This is a genomic window from Pseudomonas sp. MM211 (assembly GCF_020386635.1).
GTDB lineage: Bacteria > Pseudomonadota > Gammaproteobacteria > Pseudomonadales > Pseudomonadaceae > Aquipseudomonas.
On the sequence record NZ_CP081942.1, the window covers coordinates 1198221 to 1221527 of the forward strand.

At 63.3% G+C, this 23307-nt stretch carries 21 protein-coding genes; 16 read left to right on the forward strand and 5 right to left on the reverse strand.

Features of this window, described 5'->3' with window-relative positions; all coding sequences use genetic code 11:
• Positions 1-41 precede the first annotated feature (41 nt).
• The 5 genes from K5Q02_RS05335 to K5Q02_RS05355 all read left to right on the forward strand — a co-directional run bounded on the left by K5Q02_RS05335 (position 42) and on the right by K5Q02_RS05355 (position 6544).
• A complete protein-coding gene (locus K5Q02_RS05335; RefSeq protein ID WP_225837141.1) occupies positions 42-1004 on the forward strand; it encodes a carbohydrate kinase family protein in 963 nt (320 codons plus the stop codon).
• 101 nt (positions 1005-1105) lie between these two features.
• The gene (gene pgi / locus K5Q02_RS05340) at positions 1106-2770 is read left to right on the forward strand and encodes a glucose-6-phosphate isomerase (protein ID WP_225837143.1); all 1665 of its coding nucleotides are present in this window, start codon (positions 1106-1108) and stop codon (positions 2768-2770) included.
• A 411-nt stretch (positions 2771-3181) separates the two neighbouring features.
• The gene (locus tag K5Q02_RS05345; RefSeq protein WP_225837144.1) at positions 3182-3913 is read left to right on the forward strand and encodes a carbonic anhydrase; all 732 of its coding nucleotides are present in this window, start codon (positions 3182-3184) and stop codon (positions 3911-3913) included.
• A 200-nt stretch (positions 3914-4113) separates the two neighbouring features.
• Positions 4114-5643: a SulP family inorganic anion transporter gene (locus K5Q02_RS05350; RefSeq protein WP_225837146.1), complete on the forward strand. Its 1530-nt coding sequence runs from the start codon at positions 4114-4116 to the stop codon at positions 5641-5643.
• 268 nt (positions 5644-5911) lie between these two features.
• On the forward strand, positions 5912-6544 hold the full coding sequence (locus K5Q02_RS05355) for an SCO family protein (RefSeq protein WP_225837147.1): 633 nt from the start codon (positions 5912-5914) through the stop codon (positions 6542-6544).
• Positions 6545-6572: 28 nt separating this feature from the next.
• Here the strand turns inward: K5Q02_RS05355 and K5Q02_RS05360 are convergent, their stop codons facing one another.
• Entirely contained in the window at positions 6573-6998 is a 426-nt protein-coding gene (locus K5Q02_RS05360) for a VOC family protein (RefSeq protein WP_225837150.1), read from the reverse strand.
• Positions 6999-7094: 96 nt separating this feature from the next.
• Between K5Q02_RS05360 and K5Q02_RS05365 the strand changes: the two genes are divergently transcribed.
• From K5Q02_RS05365 to K5Q02_RS05415, 11 genes are all read left to right on the forward strand, one after another.
• Positions 7095-7958 (forward strand): LysR substrate-binding domain-containing protein, encoded by an 864-nt coding sequence (locus tag K5Q02_RS05365; RefSeq protein ID WP_225837151.1) that lies wholly within the window; start codon positions 7095-7097, stop codon positions 7956-7958.
• Between the two features lie 59 nt (positions 7959-8017).
• On the forward strand, positions 8018-8521 hold the full coding sequence (locus tag K5Q02_RS05370) for an RNA polymerase sigma factor (RefSeq protein ID WP_225837153.1): 504 nt from the start codon (positions 8018-8020) through the stop codon (positions 8519-8521).
• 90 nt (positions 8522-8611) lie between these two features.
• Complete coding sequence (locus K5Q02_RS05375; RefSeq protein WP_225837155.1) at positions 8612-9592, forward strand: FecR family protein; 981 nt, start codon at positions 8612-8614, stop codon at positions 9590-9592.
• Positions 9593-9723: 131 nt separating this feature from the next.
• The gene (locus K5Q02_RS05380) at positions 9724-12723 is read left to right on the forward strand and encodes a TonB-dependent receptor (RefSeq protein WP_225837157.1); all 3000 of its coding nucleotides are present in this window, start codon (positions 9724-9726) and stop codon (positions 12721-12723) included.
• A gap of 116 nt (positions 12724-12839) precedes the next feature.
• A complete protein-coding gene (locus tag K5Q02_RS05385; protein ID WP_225837159.1) occupies positions 12840-13403 on the forward strand; it encodes a heme acquisition protein HasA in 564 nt (187 codons plus the stop codon).
• A gap of 186 nt (positions 13404-13589) precedes the next feature.
• Positions 13590-15350: a type I secretion system permease/ATPase gene (locus K5Q02_RS05390; RefSeq protein WP_225837161.1), complete on the forward strand. Its 1761-nt coding sequence runs from the start codon at positions 13590-13592 to the stop codon at positions 15348-15350.
• A complete protein-coding gene (locus K5Q02_RS05395; protein ID WP_225837163.1) occupies positions 15350-16675 on the forward strand; it encodes an HlyD family type I secretion periplasmic adaptor subunit in 1326 nt (441 codons plus the stop codon). The genes K5Q02_RS05390 and K5Q02_RS05395 overlap by 1 nt, the downstream gene beginning before the upstream one ends.
• The gene (locus K5Q02_RS05400) at positions 16672-18030 is read left to right on the forward strand and encodes a TolC family outer membrane protein (protein WP_442963965.1); all 1359 of its coding nucleotides are present in this window, start codon (positions 16672-16674) and stop codon (positions 18028-18030) included. Before K5Q02_RS05395 ends, K5Q02_RS05400 begins: the two co-directional genes overlap by 4 nt.
• A 110-nt stretch (positions 18031-18140) precedes the next feature.
• Complete coding sequence (locus K5Q02_RS05405) at positions 18141-18734, forward strand: biliverdin-producing heme oxygenase (protein WP_225837165.1); 594 nt, start codon at positions 18141-18143, stop codon at positions 18732-18734.
• Positions 18727-19140, forward strand: coding sequence for a YbaN family protein (locus K5Q02_RS05410; protein ID WP_442963966.1), 414 nt, complete (start codon positions 18727-18729; stop codon positions 19138-19140). The genes K5Q02_RS05405 and K5Q02_RS05410 overlap by 8 nt, the downstream gene beginning before the upstream one ends.
• A 149-nt stretch (positions 19141-19289) precedes the next feature.
• Entirely contained in the window at positions 19290-19718 is a 429-nt protein-coding gene (locus K5Q02_RS05415) for a GFA family protein (RefSeq protein ID WP_225837167.1), read from the forward strand.
• Between the two features lie 86 nt (positions 19719-19804).
• Here K5Q02_RS05415 and K5Q02_RS05420 read toward each other — a convergent pair whose 3' ends face one another.
• From K5Q02_RS05420 to K5Q02_RS05435, 4 genes are all read right to left on the reverse strand, one after another.
• A complete protein-coding gene (locus K5Q02_RS05420; RefSeq protein ID WP_225837169.1) occupies positions 19805-20581 on the reverse strand; it encodes a MetQ/NlpA family ABC transporter substrate-binding protein in 777 nt (258 codons plus the stop codon).
• A 62-nt stretch (positions 20582-20643) separates the two neighbouring features.
• On the reverse strand, positions 20644-21309 hold the full coding sequence (locus tag K5Q02_RS05425) for a methionine ABC transporter permease (RefSeq protein ID WP_090423656.1): 666 nt from the start codon (positions 21307-21309) through the stop codon (positions 20644-20646).
• Positions 21309-22313, reverse strand: coding sequence for a methionine ABC transporter ATP-binding protein (locus tag K5Q02_RS05430; RefSeq protein ID WP_225837171.1), 1005 nt, complete (start codon positions 22311-22313; stop codon positions 21309-21311). The genes K5Q02_RS05425 and K5Q02_RS05430 overlap by 1 nt, the downstream gene beginning before the upstream one ends.
• A gap of 160 nt (positions 22314-22473) precedes the next feature.
• Positions 22474-23295 carry a hypothetical protein gene (locus K5Q02_RS05435; RefSeq protein WP_225837173.1) on the reverse strand — a complete coding sequence of 274 codons (822 nt, stop codon included), beginning with the start codon at positions 23293-23295 and terminating at the stop codon, positions 22474-22476.
• Between the last annotated feature and the right edge of the window lie 12 nt (positions 23296-23307).

Here is a 23307-nt window from a genome sequence, read left to right on the forward strand (position 1 = left end):
TCTTCCCTGCGCGAGCGCGCCTTCTGTGATGCGGAGACTCCATGTACCTGGTATGCGGCGAAGCCCTGTTCGATTTCTTCTGCAACCCTGGCGAGCGCAGCAGCGAGCTGAATTTCCAGGCCCTGGCCGGTGGTTCGCCGTTCAACGTAGCGGTCGGCCTGCGCCGGCTGGGCGTGGAGTCAGCCCTGTTCGGCGGTATTTCCAGCGATTACCTCGGTCAGCGTCTACGCAAGGTGCTGGAGGAGGAGGGCGTGAGCGATCGTTACCTGATCGCCAGCGAGGCGCCGACCACCATGGCCATGGTCGCGCTGGATGCCAAGGGCTCGCCGCAGTACATGTTTCGCGGCGAGGGTTGCGCGGATCGACAGTTGCTCCCCGAGCATCTGCCCGCTCTGGACGAGCAGGTCACCGGCCTGCACGTTGGCTCCTATTCGCTGGTCGTACCGCCGGTTGGCGACACCCTGCTGGCGCTGGTCGAGCGCGAAAGCCAACGCCGGCTGATCACCCTGGATCCCAACGTACGTCTCAATCCTGCACCGGATATCGAGCGCTGGCGCCAGCGAATTGAATCTTTTGCCGCCCACGCGCATCTGATCAAGGTCAGCGAGGAAGACCTGGAGCTGCTCTATCCCGGTATCGAGCCGCTGACGAGCATCGAGCGCTGGTTGGCCCAGCGTTGCCAGGTGGTGTTTCTGACCCGTGGCAGCGAAGGGGCGAGCGTGTTCAGCCGGCAGCATGGGCACTGGTCAGTGCCGGCGCGCCAGGTGGTCACGCGTGACACGGTGGGAGCGGGGGATACCTTCCAGGCGGCGATCATTGCTTACCTGGTGCAGCATGGGCTGGACAGCCCGACTGCCCTTGCTGCGTTGTCTCGTGAGAGGCTCGATGCGATGCTTGATTTTGCGGTGCAGGCCGCGGCGTTGACCTGTTCACGGGTTGGCCCGCAGTTGCCGTATCGCCATGAACTGGAGCGTTATCAGGCCGTTGAGGGACACCAGGCGTAGTCGGCAATTTTCAGCGCAGTATTTTGCCAACGCCGGATACCCATGCGGCATGTAATTGAATTCGCGAGGTCAGCCTGGCTGACCCGAACCAAGGAGTCTTCATGCCGTACCTTTCATCATCGCTGGATGTCACGCAATTGCCGAGCTGGCAGGCCCTGGTCGCCCATCGTGAGCGCCTCGCCGGTTTCAGCATGCGCCAGGCCTTCGCCGCGGATGCGCAGCGCTTCGAAACCTTCAGCCTGAGCGGCTGCGGGCTGTTTCTGGATTACTCGAAGAACCTGATCAATACCGAGACCCGCGAGCTGCTGGTCAATCTGGCCCGTGAAGTGGGGCTGGAGCGGGGCATTCGCGCGCTGTTCGACGGCGAGCTGCTGAACAACACCGAGAAGCGCCCGGCGCTGCATACCGCGCTGCGTCGCCCATTGGGTGACAAGGTGCAGGTCGATGGCGTCGACATCATCCCCGAGGTGCAGCGCGTGCTGCAGCAGATGACCGAGCTGGTCGGGCGCATCCACGATGGCTTGTGGCGCGGTTACACCGAGAAGCCCATCACCGACGTGGTGAACATCGGCATCGGTGGCTCCTTCCTCGGCCCGCAACTGGTCTCCGAGGCGCTGCTGCCCTTCGCCCAGCGCGGTGTGCGCTGCCACTACCTGGCCAATATCGACGGTAGCGAATTCCACGAACTGTCCGCCAAGCTGCGCGCCGAGACCACGCTGTTCATCGTCTCGTCGAAGTCCTTCGGCACCCTGGAAACCCTCAAGAACGCCCAGGCCGCTCGCGGCTGGTACCTGGCTCAGGGTGGCTCCGAGGCCGAGCTGTATCGTCACTTCATCGCCGTGTCGAGCAACCGCGAAGCGGCGGTGGGCTTCGGCATTCGTGAAGAGAACATCTTCCCGATGTGGGACTGGGTTGGCGGGCGCTACTCGCTGTGGTCGGCCATCGGTCTGCCGATCGCGCTGTCCATCGGCATGTCCAACTTCAAGGAGCTGTTGTCCGGTGCCTATCGCATGGACGAGCACTTCCAGACCGCGCCGTTCGAAGAGAACATGCCGGTGCTGCTGGCCCTGCTCGGCGTCTGGTACGGCAACTTCTGGAACGCCCAAAGCCATGCCATCCTGCCGTACGACCACTACCTGCGAAACATCACCAAGCACCTGCAGCAGCTCGACATGGAGTCCAACGGCAAGAGCGTGCGCAAGGATGGCGAGCCGGTCACCACCGCCACCGGGCCGGTGATCTGGGGCGGCGTTGGCTGTAACGGTCAGCACGCCTACCACCAGTTGCTGCACCAGGGCACTCAGTTGATTCCGGCGGATTTCATCGTGCCGGTGAGCAGCTACAACCCGGTCGCCGACCACCAGCAGTGGCTGTACGCCAACTGCCTGTCGCAGAGCCAGGCACTGATGCTCGGCAAGTCTCGCGAGGAAGCCGAGGAAGAGCTGCGCGCCAAGGGTGTGAACGAGGAAGAAGTGCAGCGCCTGGCGCCGCACAAGGTGATCCCTGGCAACCGTCCGAGCAACACCCTGGTCATGGAACGCGTCAGCCCAAGGCGCCTGGGCGCGCTGATCGCCATGTACGAGCACAAGGTGTTCGTGCAGAGCGTTATCTGGGGCAACAACGCCTTCGACCAGTGGGGCGTGGAGCTGGGCAAGGATCTTGGCAAGGGCGTTTATTCGCGCATGGTCGGCAGCGAAGAAGCGCGTGCGGAAGACGGCTCCACCCAGGGCCTGATCGACTTCTTCCGCGGTCGTCACCGCGGTTGATTGTTCCGCAGTAGCTTTGCCTGGAGCGGCTTTTGCGCAGCCATATGCGCAAAAGCCGCCCGGCATTTCTCCCTTTGATCAGTGTTTTGCCTGGCCGTGCGTGGCCGGCCTTGCTCTGCTCATCCATGACTTTTCTGATCAAAGGCCGCTCGGTGTAACACTGCGGACATCTGCACGCTTTTACATGGGATAGGTTTAAGGCCCGTGCTAGAGCAGTTGGTGGTAGAGCGAGGGTAAGCCCGGCTCAGTGGCATGCAGTTACATATCGCCAACCAATTTGAGTCGCTTTTCTTGCGATTAAGGTTGGTTTAAGCCTTCATGGGTAACTTCGGTTTCAATGTGACTGATTGGTCATGTTGCAAACTGCCATCAGATGGCAAGTCAATATCACGACTGAAACCAGGAGGCACCATGAGCGAGCGCATTCGTTCCATCCGATCCGCCACACCCCCGGCAGCCGGCAAGCAGACCGCGGAAGATGCCCTGCAGACCCTGCTTGATGGCTTTCAGCGTTTCCGCACCGAAGTCTTTCCCGAGCAGCGCGAACTGTTCAGCAAGCTGGCCCGCCAGCAGAGCCCGCAGGCCATGTTCATCACCTGCGCGGACTCGCGCATCGTTCCCGAACTGATTACCCAGAGCGACCCTGGCTCGCTGTTCGTGACCCGCAACGTCGGCAACGTGGTACCGCCGTACGGGCAGATGAACGGGGGCGTATCCACCGCCATCGAGTACGCGGTAATGGGCCTGGGCGTCCAGCACATCATCATCTGCGGGCATTCCGATTGCGGCGCCATGAAAGCGGTGCTGGCGCCTGACACCATCGAGCGCATGCCGACGGTGAAGGCCTGGCTGCGCCACGCCGAGGTCGCCAAGACCGTGGTGGCCGACAACTGCGGCTGCGCCGATCACTCTACGCTCGGCGTGCTCACCGAAGAGAACGTGGTGGCCCAGCTTGACCACCTGCGCACGCACCCGTCGGTAGCGGCGCGCCTGGCCAGCGGTCAGCTGTTCATCCATGGCTGGGTCTACGACATCGAGAACTGCACCATCAAGGCCTATGACGCCGAGCGCGGCGAGTTCCTGCCTCTCGATGGCGAAACCGCTCCCAACGCCAGCCCGCGGGCGCGTTACCTGGCTTCCTAGCCGACCCCGACAGGACGTCGCCCGGTGGCCATGAATCGACCCGTGGGTTAACCCCGCCAACAATCGACAGCCGTGTTCGGGTCTGCTCCGTCGTTTCATGACGGTGACAGACCCTTGGGTTTTGACTGCCTACCTGCCAGACGGCGAGCGTTGCTTGTCGTCGTGACCTTTCGTGCGCCGTACCCGCAGGAGACCGCACCATGACCCTAGCTTCTTTCAAATCCGCGCTACCCCGTGATGCCCTGGCATCGATCGTGGTATTTCTCGTTGCCCTGCCGCTGTGCATGGGTATTGCCATCGCGTCTGGCATGCCGCCGGCCAAAGGCCTGATCACCGGGATCATCGGTGGCCTGGTAGTCGGCTGGCTGGCCGGTTCGCCGCTGCAGGTCAGCGGCCCGGCTGCCGGCCTCGCCGTGCTGGTGTTCGAATTGGTACGCACCCACGGCCTGGCCATGCTCGGGCCGATTCTGCTGCTCGCTGGTCTGCTGCAACTGATCGCCGGGCGCCTGCGACTGGGCTGCTGGTTTCGCGTCACGGCACCTGCCGTGGTGTACGGCATGCTCGCCGGTATCGGCATCCTGATCATACTTTCGCAGCTGCACGTGATGTTCGACGTGAAACCCCAGGCGTCCGGCCTGGACAACCTGCTGGCCTTCCCCGACACGGTGCGCCAGGCGATTCCCGGCCTTGGCGGCGGCAGCGCCATGGCGGCAGCCCTGCTGGGTTTCGGCACCATCGCCTGCATGTTCCTGTGGGACAAGCTGCGCCCCAACAGCCTGCGTTTTCTGCCCGGCGCATTGCTGGGTGTGGCGTCGATGACGCTGATCAGCCTGTGGATGAACCTGGGTGTGGCGCGGGTCGAAGTGCCGGCCACGCTGAGCGATGCCATCGACTGGGTAAAACCCGCCGATCTGCTCAACCTCGCCAACCCGCACATCCTGCTCGCCGCAGTCGTGGTGGCCTTCATCGCCAGTGCGGAAACCCTGTTGTCGGCGGCGGCGGTGGATCGCATGCACAGTGGCGCGCGTTCCAATATGGATCGTGAGCTGTCCGCTCAGGGCATCGGCAACATGCTCTGCGGTGCGCTCGGTGCCTTGCCGATGACCGGGGTGATCGTGCGCAGTTCGGCCAACGTGCAGGCCGGCGCGCGCACCCGCATGTCGGCCATTCTGCACGGTGCCTGGTTGCTGGCCTTCGTGATGCTGTTGCCCGGCGTGCTGCAGAGCATCCCCATCGCGTCGCTCGGCGGGGTACTGGTGTACACCGGCTTCAAACTGGTCGACATCAAGGCGATCCGTAGCCTTGGCCGCTATGGGCGTGCGCCGGTACTTATCTACGCGGCCACTGCCATCGGCATCGTCGCAGTCGACCTGCTCACTGGTGTGTTGATCGGCTTCGCGCTGACCCTGGTCAAACTGGCCGGCAAGGCTTCGCGCCTGAAGGTCAACCTCAACCAACTCGGCCCAGATGAAGCGGAACTGCGCCTTATCGGCTCCGCCACCTTCCTCAAGGTGCCGCACCTGGCCAGCGTGCTGGAAGGCATTGCACCAACCACTCGTCTGCATGTGCCGCTCGACAAGCTTAGCTACGTCGATCATGCCTGCATGGAGTTGCTCGACGACTGGGGCCGCGCGGCAGAACAGCAGGGCGGTGCGCTGCTGATCGAGCGCCACGGCCTCAACCGACGGCTGGAAGGCCGCACGCTGAGCATGCGTCGCGCGGTGGCCTGATAGCCCGGGGGCTTCAGCTGCAGAGTGTGCAGCGTGGAGCCCGCCCGTTTCATACGCGCCTGTTGCAATGGCAGGCGCGACTCTCTTCACCGTGACAGCTGGCCGCATGCGCCAATGCGACCTTGGCGCTCAGTATCTGGTACCTTTTCCCGCTGTTCATCGCCTACCGGCTGATCTCATCTGCCTGGCCGACGTGTCATCTGCGTGTCGATCGGGGTCATCTGGCCAGACTGGGCGATCACCTTTCACTCAGACCATCGTGGCCGCCATGACCCGAAAGCAAATCACCGTATTCGTCCTGATCGCCATCACCGCTCTGGTGCTCGGCCTCGCCATCAATCAGGTGCTCAGCAGCAAGTCGAGGAACAATCCCGCCGCGCTGCTCGACGCCGGCATCGTGATGCTGCCGCAACAACGCCAGGTGCCGGCGCTGGACTTCGTCGATCAGGATGGCCAGACCTTCTCCACCGGCCAGCTCAAGGATCAGTGGAGTCTGCTGTTCTTCGGTTACACCTTCTGCCCGGACATCTGCCCGGCGACGCTGGCCCAGCTGCGCCAACTGCGTTCGGAAATCCCGGAGGAGGCCTGGAACAATCTGCGCATCGTGCTGGTGACCGTCGACCCGAATCGCGACACGCCGGAGCAGATGAAAAAGTACCTGGGCTATTTCGACGCCGGTTACATGGGCTTGACCGGCGAGCCGGACACCATCCAGAAACTGGCCAACGCGGTGAGCATTCCCTATATCCCCGCTGACACCAGCAAGGAAAACTACCTCGTCGACCACAGCGGCAATCTCGCCGTCATCGGCCCGGACGGCACCCAGCGCGGCTTCATTCGTGCGCCCATCAATGTCGAAAAACTGGCCGCACAGTTGCCGGGATTGATCCGCAAAGACTGAAAGAATGGGGCCTGTACGGCCCCATTTTTCATTTCGCGAACAGTTGGCTCATATCCTTGAACGCCTTGAACTCCAGTGCGTTGCCGCACGGGTCGAGGAGGAACATGGTGGCCTGTTCGCCCACCTGGCCCTTGAAGCGCACGTAGGGTTCGATCACGAACGCCGTCTCGCGCTCCTGCAGGCGCTGCGCCAAGGCCTCCCACACCGGCCAGTCGAGAATCACGCCGAAGTGCGGCACCGGCACGTCGTGGCCGTCTACCGGGTTGCTGACGGCCGATTCCTGGTACGCCATCTTCGGCGCTTCGTGGATCACCAACTGGTGACCGAAGAAATCGAAATCCACCCAGTGGTCGCTGCTGCGGCCTTCGGCGCAGCCAAAGACGTCGCCATAGAAATGTCTGGCGGCTGCCAGGTCGTAGACCGGAATGGCCAAGTGAAACGGGGACAATGCCATGATCAGGCTCCTAAGGTCGGTGCCAGTCGATTTTAGATGCAAGAATTTTGATTAAAAGCGAATATTCTTGCCGCCCAGCTCAAATGAAATCGATCAATGCTCCGCGAATTGAAAACCTTCATCGCCGTCGCCCGCTATGGCACCTTCGCCGCCGCCGGTTTGCGTGTGGGCCTCACCCAGTCCGCCGTGAGCGCGCAGATGCGCGTGCTGGAGCAGAGCCTGGGCGTGCGTCTGTTTGATCGTAGCGGGCGCAGCGCCGTGCTGAGTGCGGGCGGGCGCCATGCGCTGCCGCTGGCCGAGCAGATCCTTGGCCTGTATACGCAGATGGCCCTGCCGACCGCATTGGCGGAATGGCAGGGTGAATTGAAGATCGGCGCCATCGCCAGCGTGCAGACCGGGTTGTTGCCCGAAGCCCTGGTGCGGTTTCGCACCCAGGCCTCGCAGGTGGAGTTGAAGCTGGTTCCCGGGGTTTCTCTCGACCTGCTGGGTCAGGTGGATGCCGGCGAACTGGATCTGGCCGTGCTGATCCGCCCGCCGTTCGAATTGCCCAAGGAGCTGCTGCAGGTAGAACTGGTACGCGAGCCTTTCGTGTTGATCGCGCCGCCCGAGTTGCCTGGAGATGACCCGCTGCAACTACTGCGCGAGCAGCCCTTCGTGCGCTACGACCGGCGCTCATTCGGCGGTCGCCAGGTTGAACGATTTCTGCGCGAGCAACGCCTGACGCCTCGCGAGGCGCTGGAGCTGGATGAACTGGAAGCCATCGTGCGCATGGTCGAGTGCGGCCTGGGCGTTTCCCTGATCCCCCGCGCCGGGCTCTGGTGCCAGCGACCCACAACATTGCGCGTGCTGGAGCTGGGCGAGCTAACTTTCCATCGTGAGCTGGTGGCGATCTTGCGCCGGGCACAGCGCCAGCCGGCACTGGACTGGCTGCTGCAGTGCCTTGGCAGAAATGATAATTGAAAACTATTCTCATCCGCCGGTAAGATGCTGCTCCTTCCCGCTCAGGTCAGGTATGACGATTGTCGGATCTGGATCTCAAAGGCCTTTTCCAGCAGCACGCCAGGGCGCTGCAAAGCTTCCTGCTGCGCAAGAGCCGTGACCCGCACCTGGCCGCCGATCTGGTTCAGGAGAGTTTCCTGCGCCTGACCGAGCAAGCGCGGCACGACCACATCGAAAATACCCCAGCCTATCTCTACCGTACCGCACGCAATCTGCTGATCGACCACCGTCGCCAGCAGGAGCGGCGTAAGACCGACCTGGTGGGCGACGAGGTGCTCAATGCTGTCGAAGATGAGGTCGACAGCCTGGAAGACACGACCGAGAGGCAGCAACGTATGGAGCTGTTGCAGCGTGCAGTGGCTGAACTACCGCCGCGTACCCGCGAAATCTTTCACCTCAACCGAATCGAAGGACTGACCCACGCCGAAGTCGCCAGGCGTCTGGAAATCAGCGACAGCTCGGTGCAAAAGCACCTCTCCAAGGCGCTGTCGCATGTCATGGAGCGCCTGGGAGCCAGCTCGTGAACGGCAAAAATACCGTTATCGGCGGGTACTTTTACGGTAAAAGGGCCGCCCGAGCGTCATTACCCTTATAAGAGAAACCGAGAGCACGACGTGAATAGCCCAGACCTGCAGGATCGCGAGATTCGCCAGGCCGCTGCCGAATGGGCGGTGCGCATGAGCGACTCGCCACTCGACGAGAATGAGCAGCTGGCGCTGCAGTCCTGGCTCGCCCTCGATCTGCGTCACGGCGCCGCCCTGCAGTTCGCCCGGCATACCTGGGGCGACCTGGCAGGCCTGGGGGAGCCGGTTCTAGATACTCCGCGCCGTTCACCCGCTCGGCCGATTGCAGCGCTGCCAAGGCGTCGTAGCCGGCGTGCATTACGCTGGCTGAGCAGTGCCTCACTGGCGATGATCGTTACCGCTATCGGCTGGATGCAGGGCAGCGCTCTGTACCTGCCGCTGATCGCCGACCACCTGACCGCCAGCGGGGAAGTGCGCACCTTCGAGCTGCCCGACGGTAGCCAGGCGACGCTCGATGCGCGCAGTGCCATACGCCTCGATTACACCACCCAGGCGCGGCGTATCGAATTGCTGGCCGGCTCGGCGATTTTTCAGACGGCTCCGGTGGGCAAGCACGAATCCCGGCCATTCATCGTCGACAGCGGTGGTGGTAAGGCCCAGGCGCTAGGCACGCGTTTTCTGGTCAGTCGGGATGACGCCGAGCAGGCGCTCGTCGGTGTCATGCAGCACCGCGTGGCCGTCAGCAAACATGGCCAGAGCCTGATTCTCGACGAGGGGCAGAGCGCGCGTTTCGACGCCGATGGGCGGATCGAGCGGCTGAGCCTGGATCTGTCGCGAGCCAGCAGTTGGCAGCGCGGTCTGCTGATTTTCGATCAGGTACAGTTGCAGCAGGTGGTGACCCAGCTCAATCGCTACCGCGACGGGCACATTCTCATCGCTGGCGGCCAACTGGCGCAGCGCCGAGTCAGCGGTGTGTTCCGCCTGGATTCGCTGGACGCTGCGGTCGCCACCCTCACGGGCGAGCTGCAGGCCCGGCATAGCGATCTGCCCGGCCTCAGCATCATTTACTGAGCCGCGGTCGCCTGCGCTTTTCAGCCGAACAAATAATTTCCAAAAACGCTTACTGAGTTTTCCCTGCTGCAACGTCTTGCTTGTTGGTAGTGATTTTCATTACACACCAATATCAACAAAGAGCAGGGTCGATGGGCAACAAGGGAATGCGTCATCCAATCGTCGGAAACCAGAGAACGCATCGCGCTCTGGGGCTGGCTGGTGGGTTGCTGGTAGGTGCGGCGCTGGTCTCTGGCGGCAGCGCTTGGGCCCAGCAGCCGGCGCCTGTGGCGGCTGTGGGCAGCGATGTACGGGCGGCTCAGATCCAGTTCGACATTCCCGCACAGCCGCTGGGGAGCGCTGTGATTGCCTTTGCCGAGCAGGCCGGGATTCAGGTGTTCTTCGACAGCAGCAAGTTGGCGGGGCTGCAAAGTCGTGAGCTAAAGGGGTCACACCCACCGCAGCAGGGCTTGCGTCTGCTGCTCAGTGGACTGCCGGTCAGCTACAGCTTCACGGGTGAGCGGCGGGTCAACGTGGAGCGGGTGAGCGACGTTGCCGGCACGCTGCAGATCGATGCGACGACCATCGAATCGACCCGTGACGTCAGCAACGAATGGATCTACCAGGCGCCGCGCTCGGTCAGCGTGATCACCCGCGAGCAGCTCGACCGCAATCCGCCGCGGCATGCGGCCGACATGTTGGTCGAAACACCGGGCGTGTACAGCGCGGTAAGCGCCCAGGATCCTGGTCTGTCGGTGAACATCCGCGGCATGCAGGACTTCGGTCGGGTCAACACGATGATCGATGGCATGCGCCAGAACTTCAACGAGAACGGCCACCAGCAACGCAATGGCCAGCTCTACGTGGATTCCGAGCTGATCAGCAGCGTGGTGATCGAGAAGGGCCCGCGCTCCGACGTCACCGGAGCCACGTCGATTGCCGGTAGCGCCAACTTCGGCACGCTGAATGTCGATGACATCATCCTGCCGGGCCAGGATCAGGGCGTTCGCCTGCGCGGCATGACCGGGCTGGGCGGCCACGGCAATGGCGTCAATTTCATCGGCAGTGCCGCCGTGGCCGGGCGCTTCGGTGACCGCCTGGAGCTGGTCGGCGCACGTAGCCGACGCAGCTTTGGCGACTATGCACCGGGCTCGCGTCGGGAGAATTTCGACTTTCTCACCTCCGGCGTTCAGGACGGCAGGGAAGGTGTCACCCAGGTGGTCGACCGCATCAAGTTCTCCAATCAGGAGCAAGACTCGGAGTTGTTCAAGGGCCGCTTTACCCTGACGCCCGAGCAATCCTTGCAATTTACCTACGTGGGCACCGACCTCAGCTACAACAACGTTTCCGACCGCCGTGTGACCAGCGCGGTAGACGGTTCGGCCATCGACGGTGACGCGGCCTGGGCCAAGTTCGGCGATGCCAGTGCGCGCTCGCAGTCATTTGGCCTGGATTACACCTTCACGCCTGACTCGCCCTGGATCGACCTGAACGCCAAGCTCTACTACGTGACCACCAGGAACGAGCGCAATACCGCGGCCGGCCGACCTATCGTTACCGATGGCGTGGACATGACCGCGACGGCCTGGAGGCTGGGTTACTGTCGGCAGAACCCGATTCCTGCCGACTGGCTGCAGGAGTGCGAAGCTGGCCTGGGTAGCGAGACCAACACGCGGGTCGATACCTACGGTTTCAAACTCGACAACACCGCACGTTTTGCCGTCGCTGGTGTGGAAGGGTTTCACTTCAATCATGGCCTGGAGTATTTCCTCGATAAGGGAACCTCCAAGAACCAGAGCAACTATCAGGGCGAAAACTTCGCGTCCGGGCAGAACACGCTTAACCCGAATGGCAAGCGCAGCATCGCCAGCGCTTTCGGCAACCTGACCTTCGAGACTGAACAGTTCACGCTCTCCGGTGGGCTGCGATACGACTACTACCACCTCAAGGGCAAGACCCAGGTGCCGTCAACCGAGTGGGCCTATCAGAGCCGCCTCGAACGTTTCACCACGGTCGTGACCAACCAACTGAACAACGCCAGAGCGCGCTGCGCGGCCGGTATCCAGTCCGGCTGCAACAGTGCCATAACCTTTGAAGCGGCCTTGGCCGATCCGACCTCCGTCGCCAACTACTACACCTCTGGCAACTACGCCCCGCGCTGGCTCTCGAATGCGGGCATGCGCGACTACAGCGTCGACGAGAGTATGGGCAAGCTGTTGCCGACGCTTTCCGCGGCCTATCGGCCAACTGGCTGGTTGGAACTGTTCGCCAACTGGGGCGAGTCCTGGCGGCCGCCCGCGCTGACCGAATCGCTGATGGAGGGCTCACACCCTGGTGATCCCTTCGCGCGCATGTATCCCAACCCTTATGCCGATCCCGAAACCTCACGTAGCTGGGAGCTGGGCTTCAACGTCGACACCTTCGACCTGCTCCGCAGTGGCGATCGTTTCCAGGCCAAGGTCGCCTACTACGACACTCGGGTCGACAATTACCTGGTGACCTCCATGGTCAATATCCTGCCGGGCCGCACCGGCGGCCTGGGCAACACCATGTTCGTCAATAACCAGGTGCCGATGAATTTTCGCGGCATGGAGTTCGAGGTCGATTACGACGCTCGGCGCTGGTACACGGGCATCAACTACACCCATGTGCTTGGTGGCGATAACAAGCTCTGCCAGAAGGTGTACCCGCTGGGCAGTGATTTCATCAATGAAGACATGCCCCGCGAGGACGGCAGCTACTCGGACTTCCACAACGATGCCATCGCTGCGGGCTATGCCTCCTATGAGGCCTACCTAGATGCCCAGCAATCCTGTGCCGGTGATGTGTTCGGCATGAACAGTGCGCGCAACCTGCCGATGGATCGCGGCAGTTGGGTGGTCGGCACCCGCTGGCTCAACGAAAGCCTGGAGATTGGTGCACGGCTCAACTACAGCGCTGCTGGCGGCCCCGAGGACTGGGACTACGACCTGTGGCCCAGTTACACCACCTGGGATCTGTTCGCCAGCTACCGGGTCAGCCGCAACCTGCTGCTGCGCACCACCGTGGAAAACATCCGCGACCGTAGTTACGTCAGCGGCTACTCCGACATTTTCACCAAATCCTATGGCCCGGGCCGCACCGTGATGGGCGGTTTCGAGCTGCAGTTCTGAGGCTGGCCACTGCCTTTCGAGGCCAACCAGGAAGCATGTCGGGAACGGCATGGAAACCGGCACCCGCGAGGTGTCACTCACGCGGCGATTCAATCGCCGAAGCAAGGAGAGAGAAAATGGCAATTTCCTACAGCTACGATGCCAACGAGTTTCCTTTGGGCTTCAGCTCGGGCGGCACGCTCGAAAGCCTGCTGCAGGCCTATCAGGATACTGGCGTACCAGGTGAGCACCCCACCAACACCGGCGGGTTCTACACCAACGGTGTTTCGTCCGGTCTGTCTGGCGACACCTACGCAATCAGTCTGGGTGATGGCTCGTTCTCGTTCTCGGCGGTCGGCAACCTGTCCTACAACTTCAGCAGCCACTCGCTGTACGGCACCCTGCAGCAGGTGACCCTGGGAGGCGGCCTGAATGCCAACGGTACCGTTTCCAGCCCGCTGATCACCTTCGACTTCGGCAACACGCCGCTGACCGCCACGGCGGCGGAAGGTCGCGACAATGCCGTGCACGATGTGATCTGGGGGCTGATGAACGGCTCGGTCGAGGGAGCTACCGACAGCGCCGGTACGCCGAACGACGGTGGCCTGCTGGCCGTGCTGGAAGCTGCCGGGCTGACCGACGACATCATCACCGCAGCGGGTTCGTCGTTGAGCGAGTCCGAGTTGCTGCTGGCAGCCTGATCATCAGGCAATAAAAAGCGAACGGATATGTCATCCCGTCCGCTCTGGTAACGCCGTCACGGCCCGTGTTTCCAAGGCCCAGGCTGTGACGGTCACGAATTCTGGGTGTCGCCCGGGCGCCCGTCAAGGGTGCCGGGGGATGCCGCCAGGCGTGCTGCGCCTGGCCTTGTGCCAAGGAGCCCTTGCATGCGCGCGACCGTTCCCGCGGCTGTCAACGAGATACTTCAGGCCCTGCGTGCCTGCCGATCAGGGCTGCTGCATGTCGGCCTGTTCTCTGCGGTGATCAACCTGCTGATGCTGGCACCTGCGCTCTACATGCTGCAGGTCTATGACCGGGTGCTCGCCTCCGGCAATGCCATGACCCTGTTGATGCTGACCCTTATCGTGGTCGGGCTGTTCGTGTTCGCCGGAGCGCTGGAATGGATCCGCAGCCTGCTGGTGATCCGGCTCGGTACGCAGATGGACATGCGCCTCAATGCACGGGTATTCGAGGCGACTTTCGAAGCCAACCTGAGCAACGCTCGACAGACCTCGACCCAGGCCCTGAGCGATCTCACCAGCCTGCGCCAGTTCGCCACCGGCAATGCGCTGTTCGCCTTCTTCGACGCCCCCTGGTTTCCGGTGTATCTGGGGGTGATCTTCCTGTTCAGTCCGTGGCTTGGCCTGCTTGCCCTGGTAGGCGCCTTGGCGCTGGTGATACTGGCCTGGCTCAATCAGCGTCTGACCCGGGAGCCGCTTGGTGAGGCTGCACGGCTGTCCATCGCGGCGAATCAGCAGGCCGCCGGCCATCTGCGTCAGGCCGAAGCCATCGAGTCGATGGGCATGCTTGGCGCGATACGCCAGCGCTGGTTCGCCCTGCATGCCGGTTTCCTGGGTCAGCAGAACCTGGCCAGTGAAAAGACTGCGGTGTTCAGCGCCTGCTCCAAGTACGTGCGTCTGGCACTGCAGTCACTGGTGCTGGGCCTGGGTGCCTGGCTGGCCCTGGATGGTCTGATTACGGCGGGCATGATGATCGCCGGTTCCATACTCATGGGCCGGGTGCTGGCGCCCATCGATCAGGTTCTCGGCGTCTGGCGGCAGTGGAGCAATGCGCGGCTGGCCTATGAGCGGCTGTCGGCGCTGCTCCAGGCGCACCCGCCGCGCCAGGCAGGCATGCCGTTGCCCGCGCCGCTCGGTGCGCTACGCGTCGAGCAGCTCAGCGCTTTCGCCCCGGGCACCCGCACGCCGTGCCTGGTGAACCTTGGTTTCGCCCTGGAGGCGGGGGAAGTGCTGGGTGTGATCGGCCCCTCCGGCTCGGGCAAGTCGTCCCTGGCACGCCTGCTGGTGGGCGTGACCACGGCGCAGACCGGCAAGGTGCGGCTGGATGGCGCCGATCTCCAGCACTGGGAGCGCAGCGCGCTTGGCGCTCATATCGGTTACCTGCCGCAGGACGTGCAACTGTTCGCCGGCAGCGTGGCCGAGAACATTGCCCGTTTTACCGAGGTGGATGCGCAGAAGGTAGTGGCCGCCGCACGGATGGCCGGTGTGCATGACCTGATCCTGCAACTGGCCGACGGCTACGATACCCGTCTCGGTGAGGGCGGCACCGGGCTGTCCGGGGGGCAGCGGCAGCGTATCGGCCTGGCACGTGCGCTGTATGGCCTGCCGGCGCTGATCGTGCTCGATGAGCCGAACTCCAATCTCGACGAAGCGGGTGAGCAGGCCCTGCTGGCCGCCATCGCCGAGGCGAAGCGGCAAGGTCGCACCCTGGTGCTGATCGCCCACAAGCCCTCATTGCTGACCAGCACCGACAAACTGCTGGTACTGCGCGCCGGGCAGATGCAGGCATTCGGGCCGGCCGAGCGAGTCTTGCAGGCGTTGCAACCCAAGGCGGCACCCGTAGCGGCAGCCTTGCGCGGAGCCTCATCGCTGAGCATGAGTTACAGCAGTCAGGGAGTGGTGTCCTGATGGCCGAATCTCTGCGTAAGGAAGGGCCGCTGGCCGATGTGCTGCCCCTCGACGAACGGCGTTATTCGCGCATGGGTGGCTGGCTGCTGGCAGTCGGTTTCGGTGGCTTTCTGCTCTGGGCTGGCCTGGCGCCCCTCGACAAGGGCGTGGCGGTCAGCGGCAATGTGGTGGTCGCCGGCAATCGTCAAGCCGTGCAGCACCCCTCTGGTGGGGTAGTTCAGAGCCTGCTGGTACGTGACGGCGACCAAGTCGAAGCCGGTCAGGTGTTGATTCGCATGGACGCCACGCAGATCCGTGCCCAGCGCGAATCGCTGTTCGTTCAGCACCTTGGAGCAGTGGCCAGTAGCGCTCGTCTGGAAGCCGAGCGTGACGGGCTGGCGGCCATCGACTTTCCGCCGGCCATCGCTTCAGCAGACGATCCACGGGTCGACTCGACCCTGGCATTGCAGCGGCAGTTGCTCGCCAGTCGACGGGCCGCGTTGCGTCTGGAACTCGATGGCCTGCAGGAGAGCATTGCCGGCAGCCAGGCCGTGCTCGAAGGGCTGCGCGCCGCCAAGGCTCACAAGGACGAGCAGCGCAGCAGCATGCAGGCGCAATTGCAGGGGCTGCGCGAGCTGGCCCGCGAAGGCTACGTGGCCCGCAATCGACTATTGGAAAACGAGCGGCTGTATGCCCAGCTCAATGGTGACATTTCCGAAGACCTCGGCAATATCGGCCGCACTCAGCGGCAGATACTCGAGCTGCGCCTGCGTGCCGCCCAGCGCGGCGAGGAATATCAGCAGGACGTACGTCAGCAGCTTGCAGATTCACGCCTCAAGGTGGAGGAACTGGGCAGTCGTCTGAGCGCCGCCGACTTCGAACTGGCCCACAGTGAAGTCCGTGCCCCAGCCGGCGGTACCGTGGTCGGGCTCGACGTGTTCACCGAGGGTGGGGTGATTTCGCCGGGGCAGATGCTGATGGAGATCGTCCCGCAGGACGCTCCGTTGCTGGTCGACGCGCGGGCCCCGGTCGAACTGGTCGACAAGCTGCAGCCCGGCCTGGACGTGGAGCTGCTGTTCGTCGCCTTCAACCAGAGCCGTACGCCGCGGGTGAACGGCAAGGTGACCCTGGTCTCTGCCGACCGCCTGCTGGACGAAAAGACCGATCAGCCCTATTACCGGTTGCGTGTGCAGGTGGACGACGATGGATTGCGTCAGTTGCAGGGACAACAGATTCGTCCCGGCATGCCGGTGGAAGCCTTCGTGCGCACCGGTGAGCGCTCGTTGCTCAACTATCTGTTCAAGCCGCTGACCGATCGCACCCATATGGCGCTGGTGGAAGAATGAAAGCATCGAATCGAACCCGGCGTCGGATCTCGCCAGCCCTAAGATGCGGGCTCCTGCTGCTCGGTGCGCTGCTCGCCGGCCCAGGCTTCGCGTTCGGTGTGATGGACGCTTACGCCCTGGCCCTGCGCAATGATCCGACCTTCCAAGCCGCCACCCGCGAGCGGGACGCTGGCGTGGAGAGCCTCGCCATCGGCCGGGCCGGCTTGCTGCCGAACCTCTCGTACAGTTATCGCAAGGCCCGCAACGAGTCCGATGTCACGGCGGGCGGGGTGACCAACGATCGCGATTACGACAGCTACTCCTCGGCGCTGACCCTGCAGCAACCGCTGTTCGATTACGCCGCCTGGGCCGAGTACCGCCAGGGCGTGGCCAAGGCAGCGCTGGCCGACGAACGTCTGCGTGGGCGTGGCCAGGAACTGGTGGTGCGAGTGTTCGAGGCATACAGCCAGGCCTTGCTGGCGGGTGAGCAGATCGAGCTGGCGGGTGCCCAGCGGCGTGCCTATGCCGAGCAGCTGCAGCTCAACCAGCGCACCTTCGAGGCCGGCGAAGGCACCCGTACCGACTTGCTGGAAACCCGCGCTCGTCATGATTTGTCCCGGGCGCAGGAGATCGAGGCGCAGGATGCCCTGGATGCCGCGCTGCGCGACCTGCAGGCAATCATCGGCGAGCCGGTCGAACTTCGCCAACTGGCGCCATTGAGTGGCCCGTTCAGCGCCGAACCGCTGGCTCCGGCGCGGTTCGAAGGCTGGCGCGACATGGCCATGGCGCACAATGCCGAGCTCGCCAGCCAGCGCCATGGGCTGAGCGTGGCCGAGCAGGAGGTCGAGCGCCAACGTGCTGGGCACTTGCCGACACTCGGGCTGTACGCCAGCTCGCGCAAGACCAGCTCCGACTCGGAAAGCACCTACAACCAGAAGTACGACACCGACAGCATCGGTATCCAGCTCAGTGTGCCGTTGTTCGCCGGTGGCGGTGTATCGGCTTCGCGACGTCAGGCAGCGGCATCCTACGATCAGGCCCGCTACGAGCTGGACGCCCAGCGCGACGGGGTGCTCAACGAGCTACGGCGGCAGTTCAACCTGTGTGCGAGTAGCACTGCCAAGGTGCGTGCCTATGAGCTGGCGGTCGAGTCGGCGAGTGGTCTGATCGACGCTACCCGGAAGAGTGTCACCGGTGGTGAGCGGGTCAACCGTGACGTCCTCGATGCCGAGCAGCAGCTCTACAGCGCTCGGCGGGATCTGGCGGAGGCGCGTTATGGCTACCTGCGCGCCTGGTTGCAGCTGCGCTACCTGGCCGGGGTGCTCGGTGAGGCGGATCTGCGCCACTTGAGCCGTTATTTCCCGGGTAGCGCATGACCGTTGGCTCGCGGGGCGAGTGTCGGTATTTACCGAATTTTTCCTGCTGATTCGTCAGTTATCTAGACGATGCCGAGCACCGCTCGGCAGGCCCGTACAAGGAGAGACCCATGACCGCCCAACAAGCACAACTGTCCCATCCACTGCGTTCGCAGCGTCTCAACCAACTGACCCACGAACCTCATGGCAAGCTCGATGCGCTGGTCAAAGGCCATGATCCATTCGGCAGTCCAGAGCGCTTCGCGCGCTTCGTCGCCGCCCAGTATCTGTTCCAGTACGACCTGGAAACGCTCTATCACGACCCCGCGCTGATCGCGTTGCTAGCGGATCTGCCGGCACGTTGCCGCTTGCAGCAGGCCCGTCTCGATCTGGCTGACCTTGGCCTGCCGGTGCCACTGGGCGATGAGTCGATTCGTGGCCAGTCCTTGGGGCTCGGCGCCGCCCTTGCCTGGCTGTTCGTGTCCGAGGGCTCCAAGCTGGGGGCGGCCTTCCTACTCAAGCGCATGCCCGCTCTGGGCCTGAGCGAGACCTTCGGGGCGCGGCATCTGGGCGAGCCCGAGGGTGGCCGGGCGCAAGGCTGGAAAACCTTCGTCGCAGCGCTCGACGGTGTCGAACTGGATGAGCAGCAAGAGCGTGAGGCCGAGGCCGCCGCTATCGCGGCTTTCGAGCGTTTCGCCGTGCACCTGGAGCGCAGCTTTGCCTGATACGCCGCAGACGATGGCGAGTGGTTGGGCACGCTGGCTATGGCTGGCGCTCGCCTACCTGAGCATCGGCATGGCAGCGGTGGGCGTGCTGGTGCCTGGCTTGCCGACCACCGAGTTCGTGTTGCTTTCCGCCTGGGCCGCGTCGCGCAGTTCACCACGGCTTAGCGCCTGGCTGGAGAACCATCGTCTGTTCGGCCCGCTGCTGCGCAACTGGCGGGACGGCGGTGTGATCACCCGGCGTACCAAGCGGGTGGCGAGCCTGAGCATGCTGATGGCCTTCGCAGTCATGTTGCTGACGGTAGCGCACACGCCGTCGCTGATTTTCGCCGGCTTGGGCATGAGCGGCGGCGCGCTGTGGATCTGGTCGCGGCCGGAGCGACCACGCAAAGACAATTCCGTCTCGTAGCCCACGGTTGAGCGCAGCGATACCCGGGATGCATCGATAGTAAACCTGGGTTTTTTGTCGATTGTTCCTGGGTATCGCTACGCTCAACGCCAGGCTATTTGTTCGGTATTTGGCCTATGCTGTGCGCTCGATCGAACGAGGGCCTGGCGATGAACAAGGATATCAGCGAGATCAGCGGTGCCTGCCATTGTGGCGGGGTGCGCTTTCAGGTGACGCTCAGTAACGGTCTGCACACCGCCCGGCGCTGCAACTGCTCCTATTGCCGCATGCGCGGCGCGGTGGCGGTATCGGCCGAGTTGGCCGGCTTTCGCATCCTGCAGGGTGAAGAACTGCTGACGGTCTATCGCTTCAATACGAAGAGCGCCGAGCACTTCTTCTGCTCGCGCTGCGGCATCTACACCCACCATCAACGCCGCTCCAATCCCCATCAGTATGGCGTCAACGTGGCGTGCCTCGAAGGTGTCAGCCCGTTCGACTTCGCCGAGGTGCCGGTCAGCGATGGCATCGCCCACCCGAAGGACGATCCCTCTGGCGCCGGGCCGCGACAGGCTGGCGTGCTGCGCTTTATCCCGTCGTGAGCGTGCAGCCCGCCGTGCAGAAATGAAAATGCCGCGTAGCTTTAGGCTACGCGGCATCGGGTGCTGCAGGGGTGGTATTACGGCAATCAGAATGCCGGAACGACCGCGCCTTTGTATTTTTCCAGGATGAAGGCTTTCACTTCGTCGCTGTGCAGGGCCTTGACCAGCTTCTGTACGGCGGCGCTGTCCTTGTTGTCTTCACGAGTAACCAGGATGTTGACGTACGGCGAGTCGCTGCCTTCGATGGCCAGGGCGTCCTGGGTCGGGTTCAGCTTGGCTTCCAGCGCGTAGTTGGTGTTGATCAGCGCCAGGTCGACCTGGGTCAGAACGCGCGGCAGGGTCGCGGCTTCCAGTTCACGCACCTTGATGCCCTTCGGGTTCTCGGCGATGTCTTTCGGCGTGGAGAGGATGTTGTTGGCATCCTTGAGCGTGATCACGCCGGCCTTCTGCAGCAGCAGCAGGGCACGGCCGCCATTGGTGGCGTCGTTAGGAATCACCACGTTGGCGCCTTGCGGCAGGTCTTTCAGATCCTTGATCTTGCTGGAGTAGGCGCCGAACGGTTCGACGTGCACACCGCCTACGCTGACCAGGGTAGTGCCACGGCTCTTGTTGAACTCATCAAGGTAGGGCTGGTGCTGGAAGAAGTTGGCGTCCAGGCGCTTTTCGGCGACCTGTACGTTGGGCTGTACGTAGTCGGTGAACACCCTGATGTCCAGCTCCACGCCTTCTTTGGCCAGTGCCGGTTTGACGAAGTTGAGGATCTCCGCGTGCGGCACGGCCGACGCTGCGACGCTCAGGGTTTCAGCTTGGGCAGCGCTGGAAAAGGCTGCGACGACAGCCAGGGCAGTAAGCAGTTTTTTCATCATTTGACTCCTTGAGATGAGGCGGCGTGGCGGCAAAGTGCCGGTCGTCCGTTCCAGCTGTTTTATTTACGAGAGAAGTGCACCACCAGCCGATCACCGATGGTTTGCAGAATTTGTACGAGCACCACCAGCAGCGCCACGGTCACGAACATCACGTCCGGCTGGTAACGCTGGTAGCCGTAACGCACCGCCAGGTCGCCGAGGCCGCCGCCGCCGATCAGGCCGCTCATCGCGGTGTAGGACACCAGGGTGATGGCGGTGACGGTGACCGCCGCCAGAATGCCCGGCAGGGCCTCGGGCAACAGGGCGTTGAAGATGATCTGGCGGGTGCTGGCACCCATCGCCTGGGTCGCTTCGATGATGCCGCGATCGACCTCGCGCAGTGCGGTTTCCACCAGACGTGCGAAGAACGGCGTGGCACCGACCACCAGCGGCGGTATGGCCCCGGCAACCCCCAGCGATGTGCCGGTGATCAGCACCGTGACCGGGATCAGCAGGATCAGCAGGATCACGAAGGGCACCGAACGCAGGATGTTCACCAGCAACGAGACCACTGCGTAGAGCGCCTTCTGTTCGAACATCTGCCGTGGGCCGGTGAGGAACAGCAGCACGCCGAGGGGCAGGCCGAACAGCACGGTGAACAGCATGGAGCCGCCGAGCATGTTCAGGGTGTCGAGGCTGGCCTGCCAGATTTCCAGCCAGTCGACGTTGGGCAGTAAGGTTTCCATCAGCGCAGAACCTCCAGGTGCACGTCGGCCGCTTCGAAGCGAGCCAGGGCCGCGTCGATATCGCCGCCGCTCAGTGCCAGGGTCAACTGGCCGTAGGGCGTGTCCTTGATGCGGTCGATACGCCCGGCGAGGATGCTGTAGTCGATACCGGTTTCCCGGGCGACCTGGCCGAGGATCGGCGAATAGGTCGAGTCACCCTGAAAGGTCAGGCGCAGGATACGGCCCTGAACATGGGCGAAGTCGTCGCGCTGCTCGTTTTCGTCGACCTGCTCGGCCTCCTGAACGAAGCGCTTGGTGGTGGCGTGCTGTGGGTGCAGGAAGACGTCGGCGACGGCGCCCAGTTCGACGATCACGCCCGCATCCATCACCGCCACTCGGTCGCAAACGCGGCGAATCACGTCCATCTCATGGGTGATCAGGACGATGGTCAGGCCCAGTTCGCGGTTGATCTCGGCCAGCAATTGCAACACCGACGCGGTGGTTTGCGGGTCGAGGGCGCTGGTGGCCTCGTCGCAGAGCAGAATCTTCGGGCGGGTGGCCAGCGCCCGGGCGATACCCACACGCTGCTTTTGCCCGCCGGACAGTTGTGCCGGGTACTTGTTGGCGTGATCCTGAAGACCGACGCGTTCGAGCAGTTCGGCGACACGCTGCTCGATCTCCGCGTTTGGCACGCCAGCCAGCTTCAAGGGCATGGCGACGTTGGCGGCGACGGTCTTGGATGACAGCAGGTTGAAGTGCTGGAAGATCATGCCGACCTGCTGGCGGAACGTGCGCAGGCCATCGGCACCAAGAGCGGTCACGTCCACGCCGTCGATATCGATGCGCCCGCCCGAAGGCTCTTCGAGGCGGTTGATCAGGCGCAGCAGGGTACTCTTGCCTGCACCGGAGTGACCGATGATGCCGAATACTTCGCCACGGTCGATATGCAAATCGCAGGGTTGCAGGGCGGGGATATCGCGGCCACTGACGCGGTACGCCTTGTGAACCTGATGGAAGTCGATCACGCGTTAAACCTTTTGGGTTCGTCGTTTTTGCCGGATAGGCATATAGATTAGATGCGCTAGTTTATCCGGCGCTTGTTAGGCCTCAAAGATCTTTGTAGGCCTATGTTTATAGCTAAAAAGCTGGTTGAAGTGCGCCGCTCCAGGCGGCACATCCATTCAGCTACCGATTGCGCGAACTCAGTATCAGGTGGGGCACCTGAACGGGTTTCACCGCATGGCTGAGGGTCAGCTTGAAGGTCGGGTCGCGTTTCATCACCCGCGCTTCCAGCAAGCCGGTGACGCGACGCAGATCCTCGGCGCTGCGCACCTGGATATGCACGGTGCGGTCGAAGGTCACCACATCCGCAGCCACCGCATCGAGGCGTTCGAACAAGGCGGCCTCATCACGGCTATCCAGCATAGGCAGGCTGATTTCGCTGCGTGTGGCAGCAGGATCGATCAGCTTCGCCGGTACTTCCGGCTGCGCATCAGCGGCGCGGGTTGCGGCTGCCTGTGCCTCGGCAGCTTGGCGCAACAGGCGCAGCTGCTCCTGACGTGCGGCCTGAGCCTGCTCACCGGCCTGGCGGGCCTGCTCGACTGCGCTCAGCTCGGCTTCACGAGCCTTGCCGATAGCGCCATCGAGGCCGGTGGTCAGCGCTGGGGCCTTGGGCATCAGGTTGCGCGCATGACCAAGGGATTTGGCGGCCTTGTCGAGATCGCCGCTTTCCAGGGCTTTTTGACCTTCCTGCAAATAGGCTTCGGACAGGCGTCGCTGAGCGTGCAGCACCGCGGCGGGGTCACCGCCCTGCAGCGCTTCGAATTGCGCCTCGGCTTCGGCCAACTGGCCAGCGGCCAGGTTGGCGTCGAACTGCTCCTGAGCACTGGGAGCAACCGCCACGGCAGCCGGAGCCGCAACTGGTTCGGCTTCCTGGCGGCTTTGGCAGCCGACCATCAGCAGAACCAGTGCGGCCAGAGCGGCACGGCATAGGGGGAACGATGTCATGGCTGCGAGTCT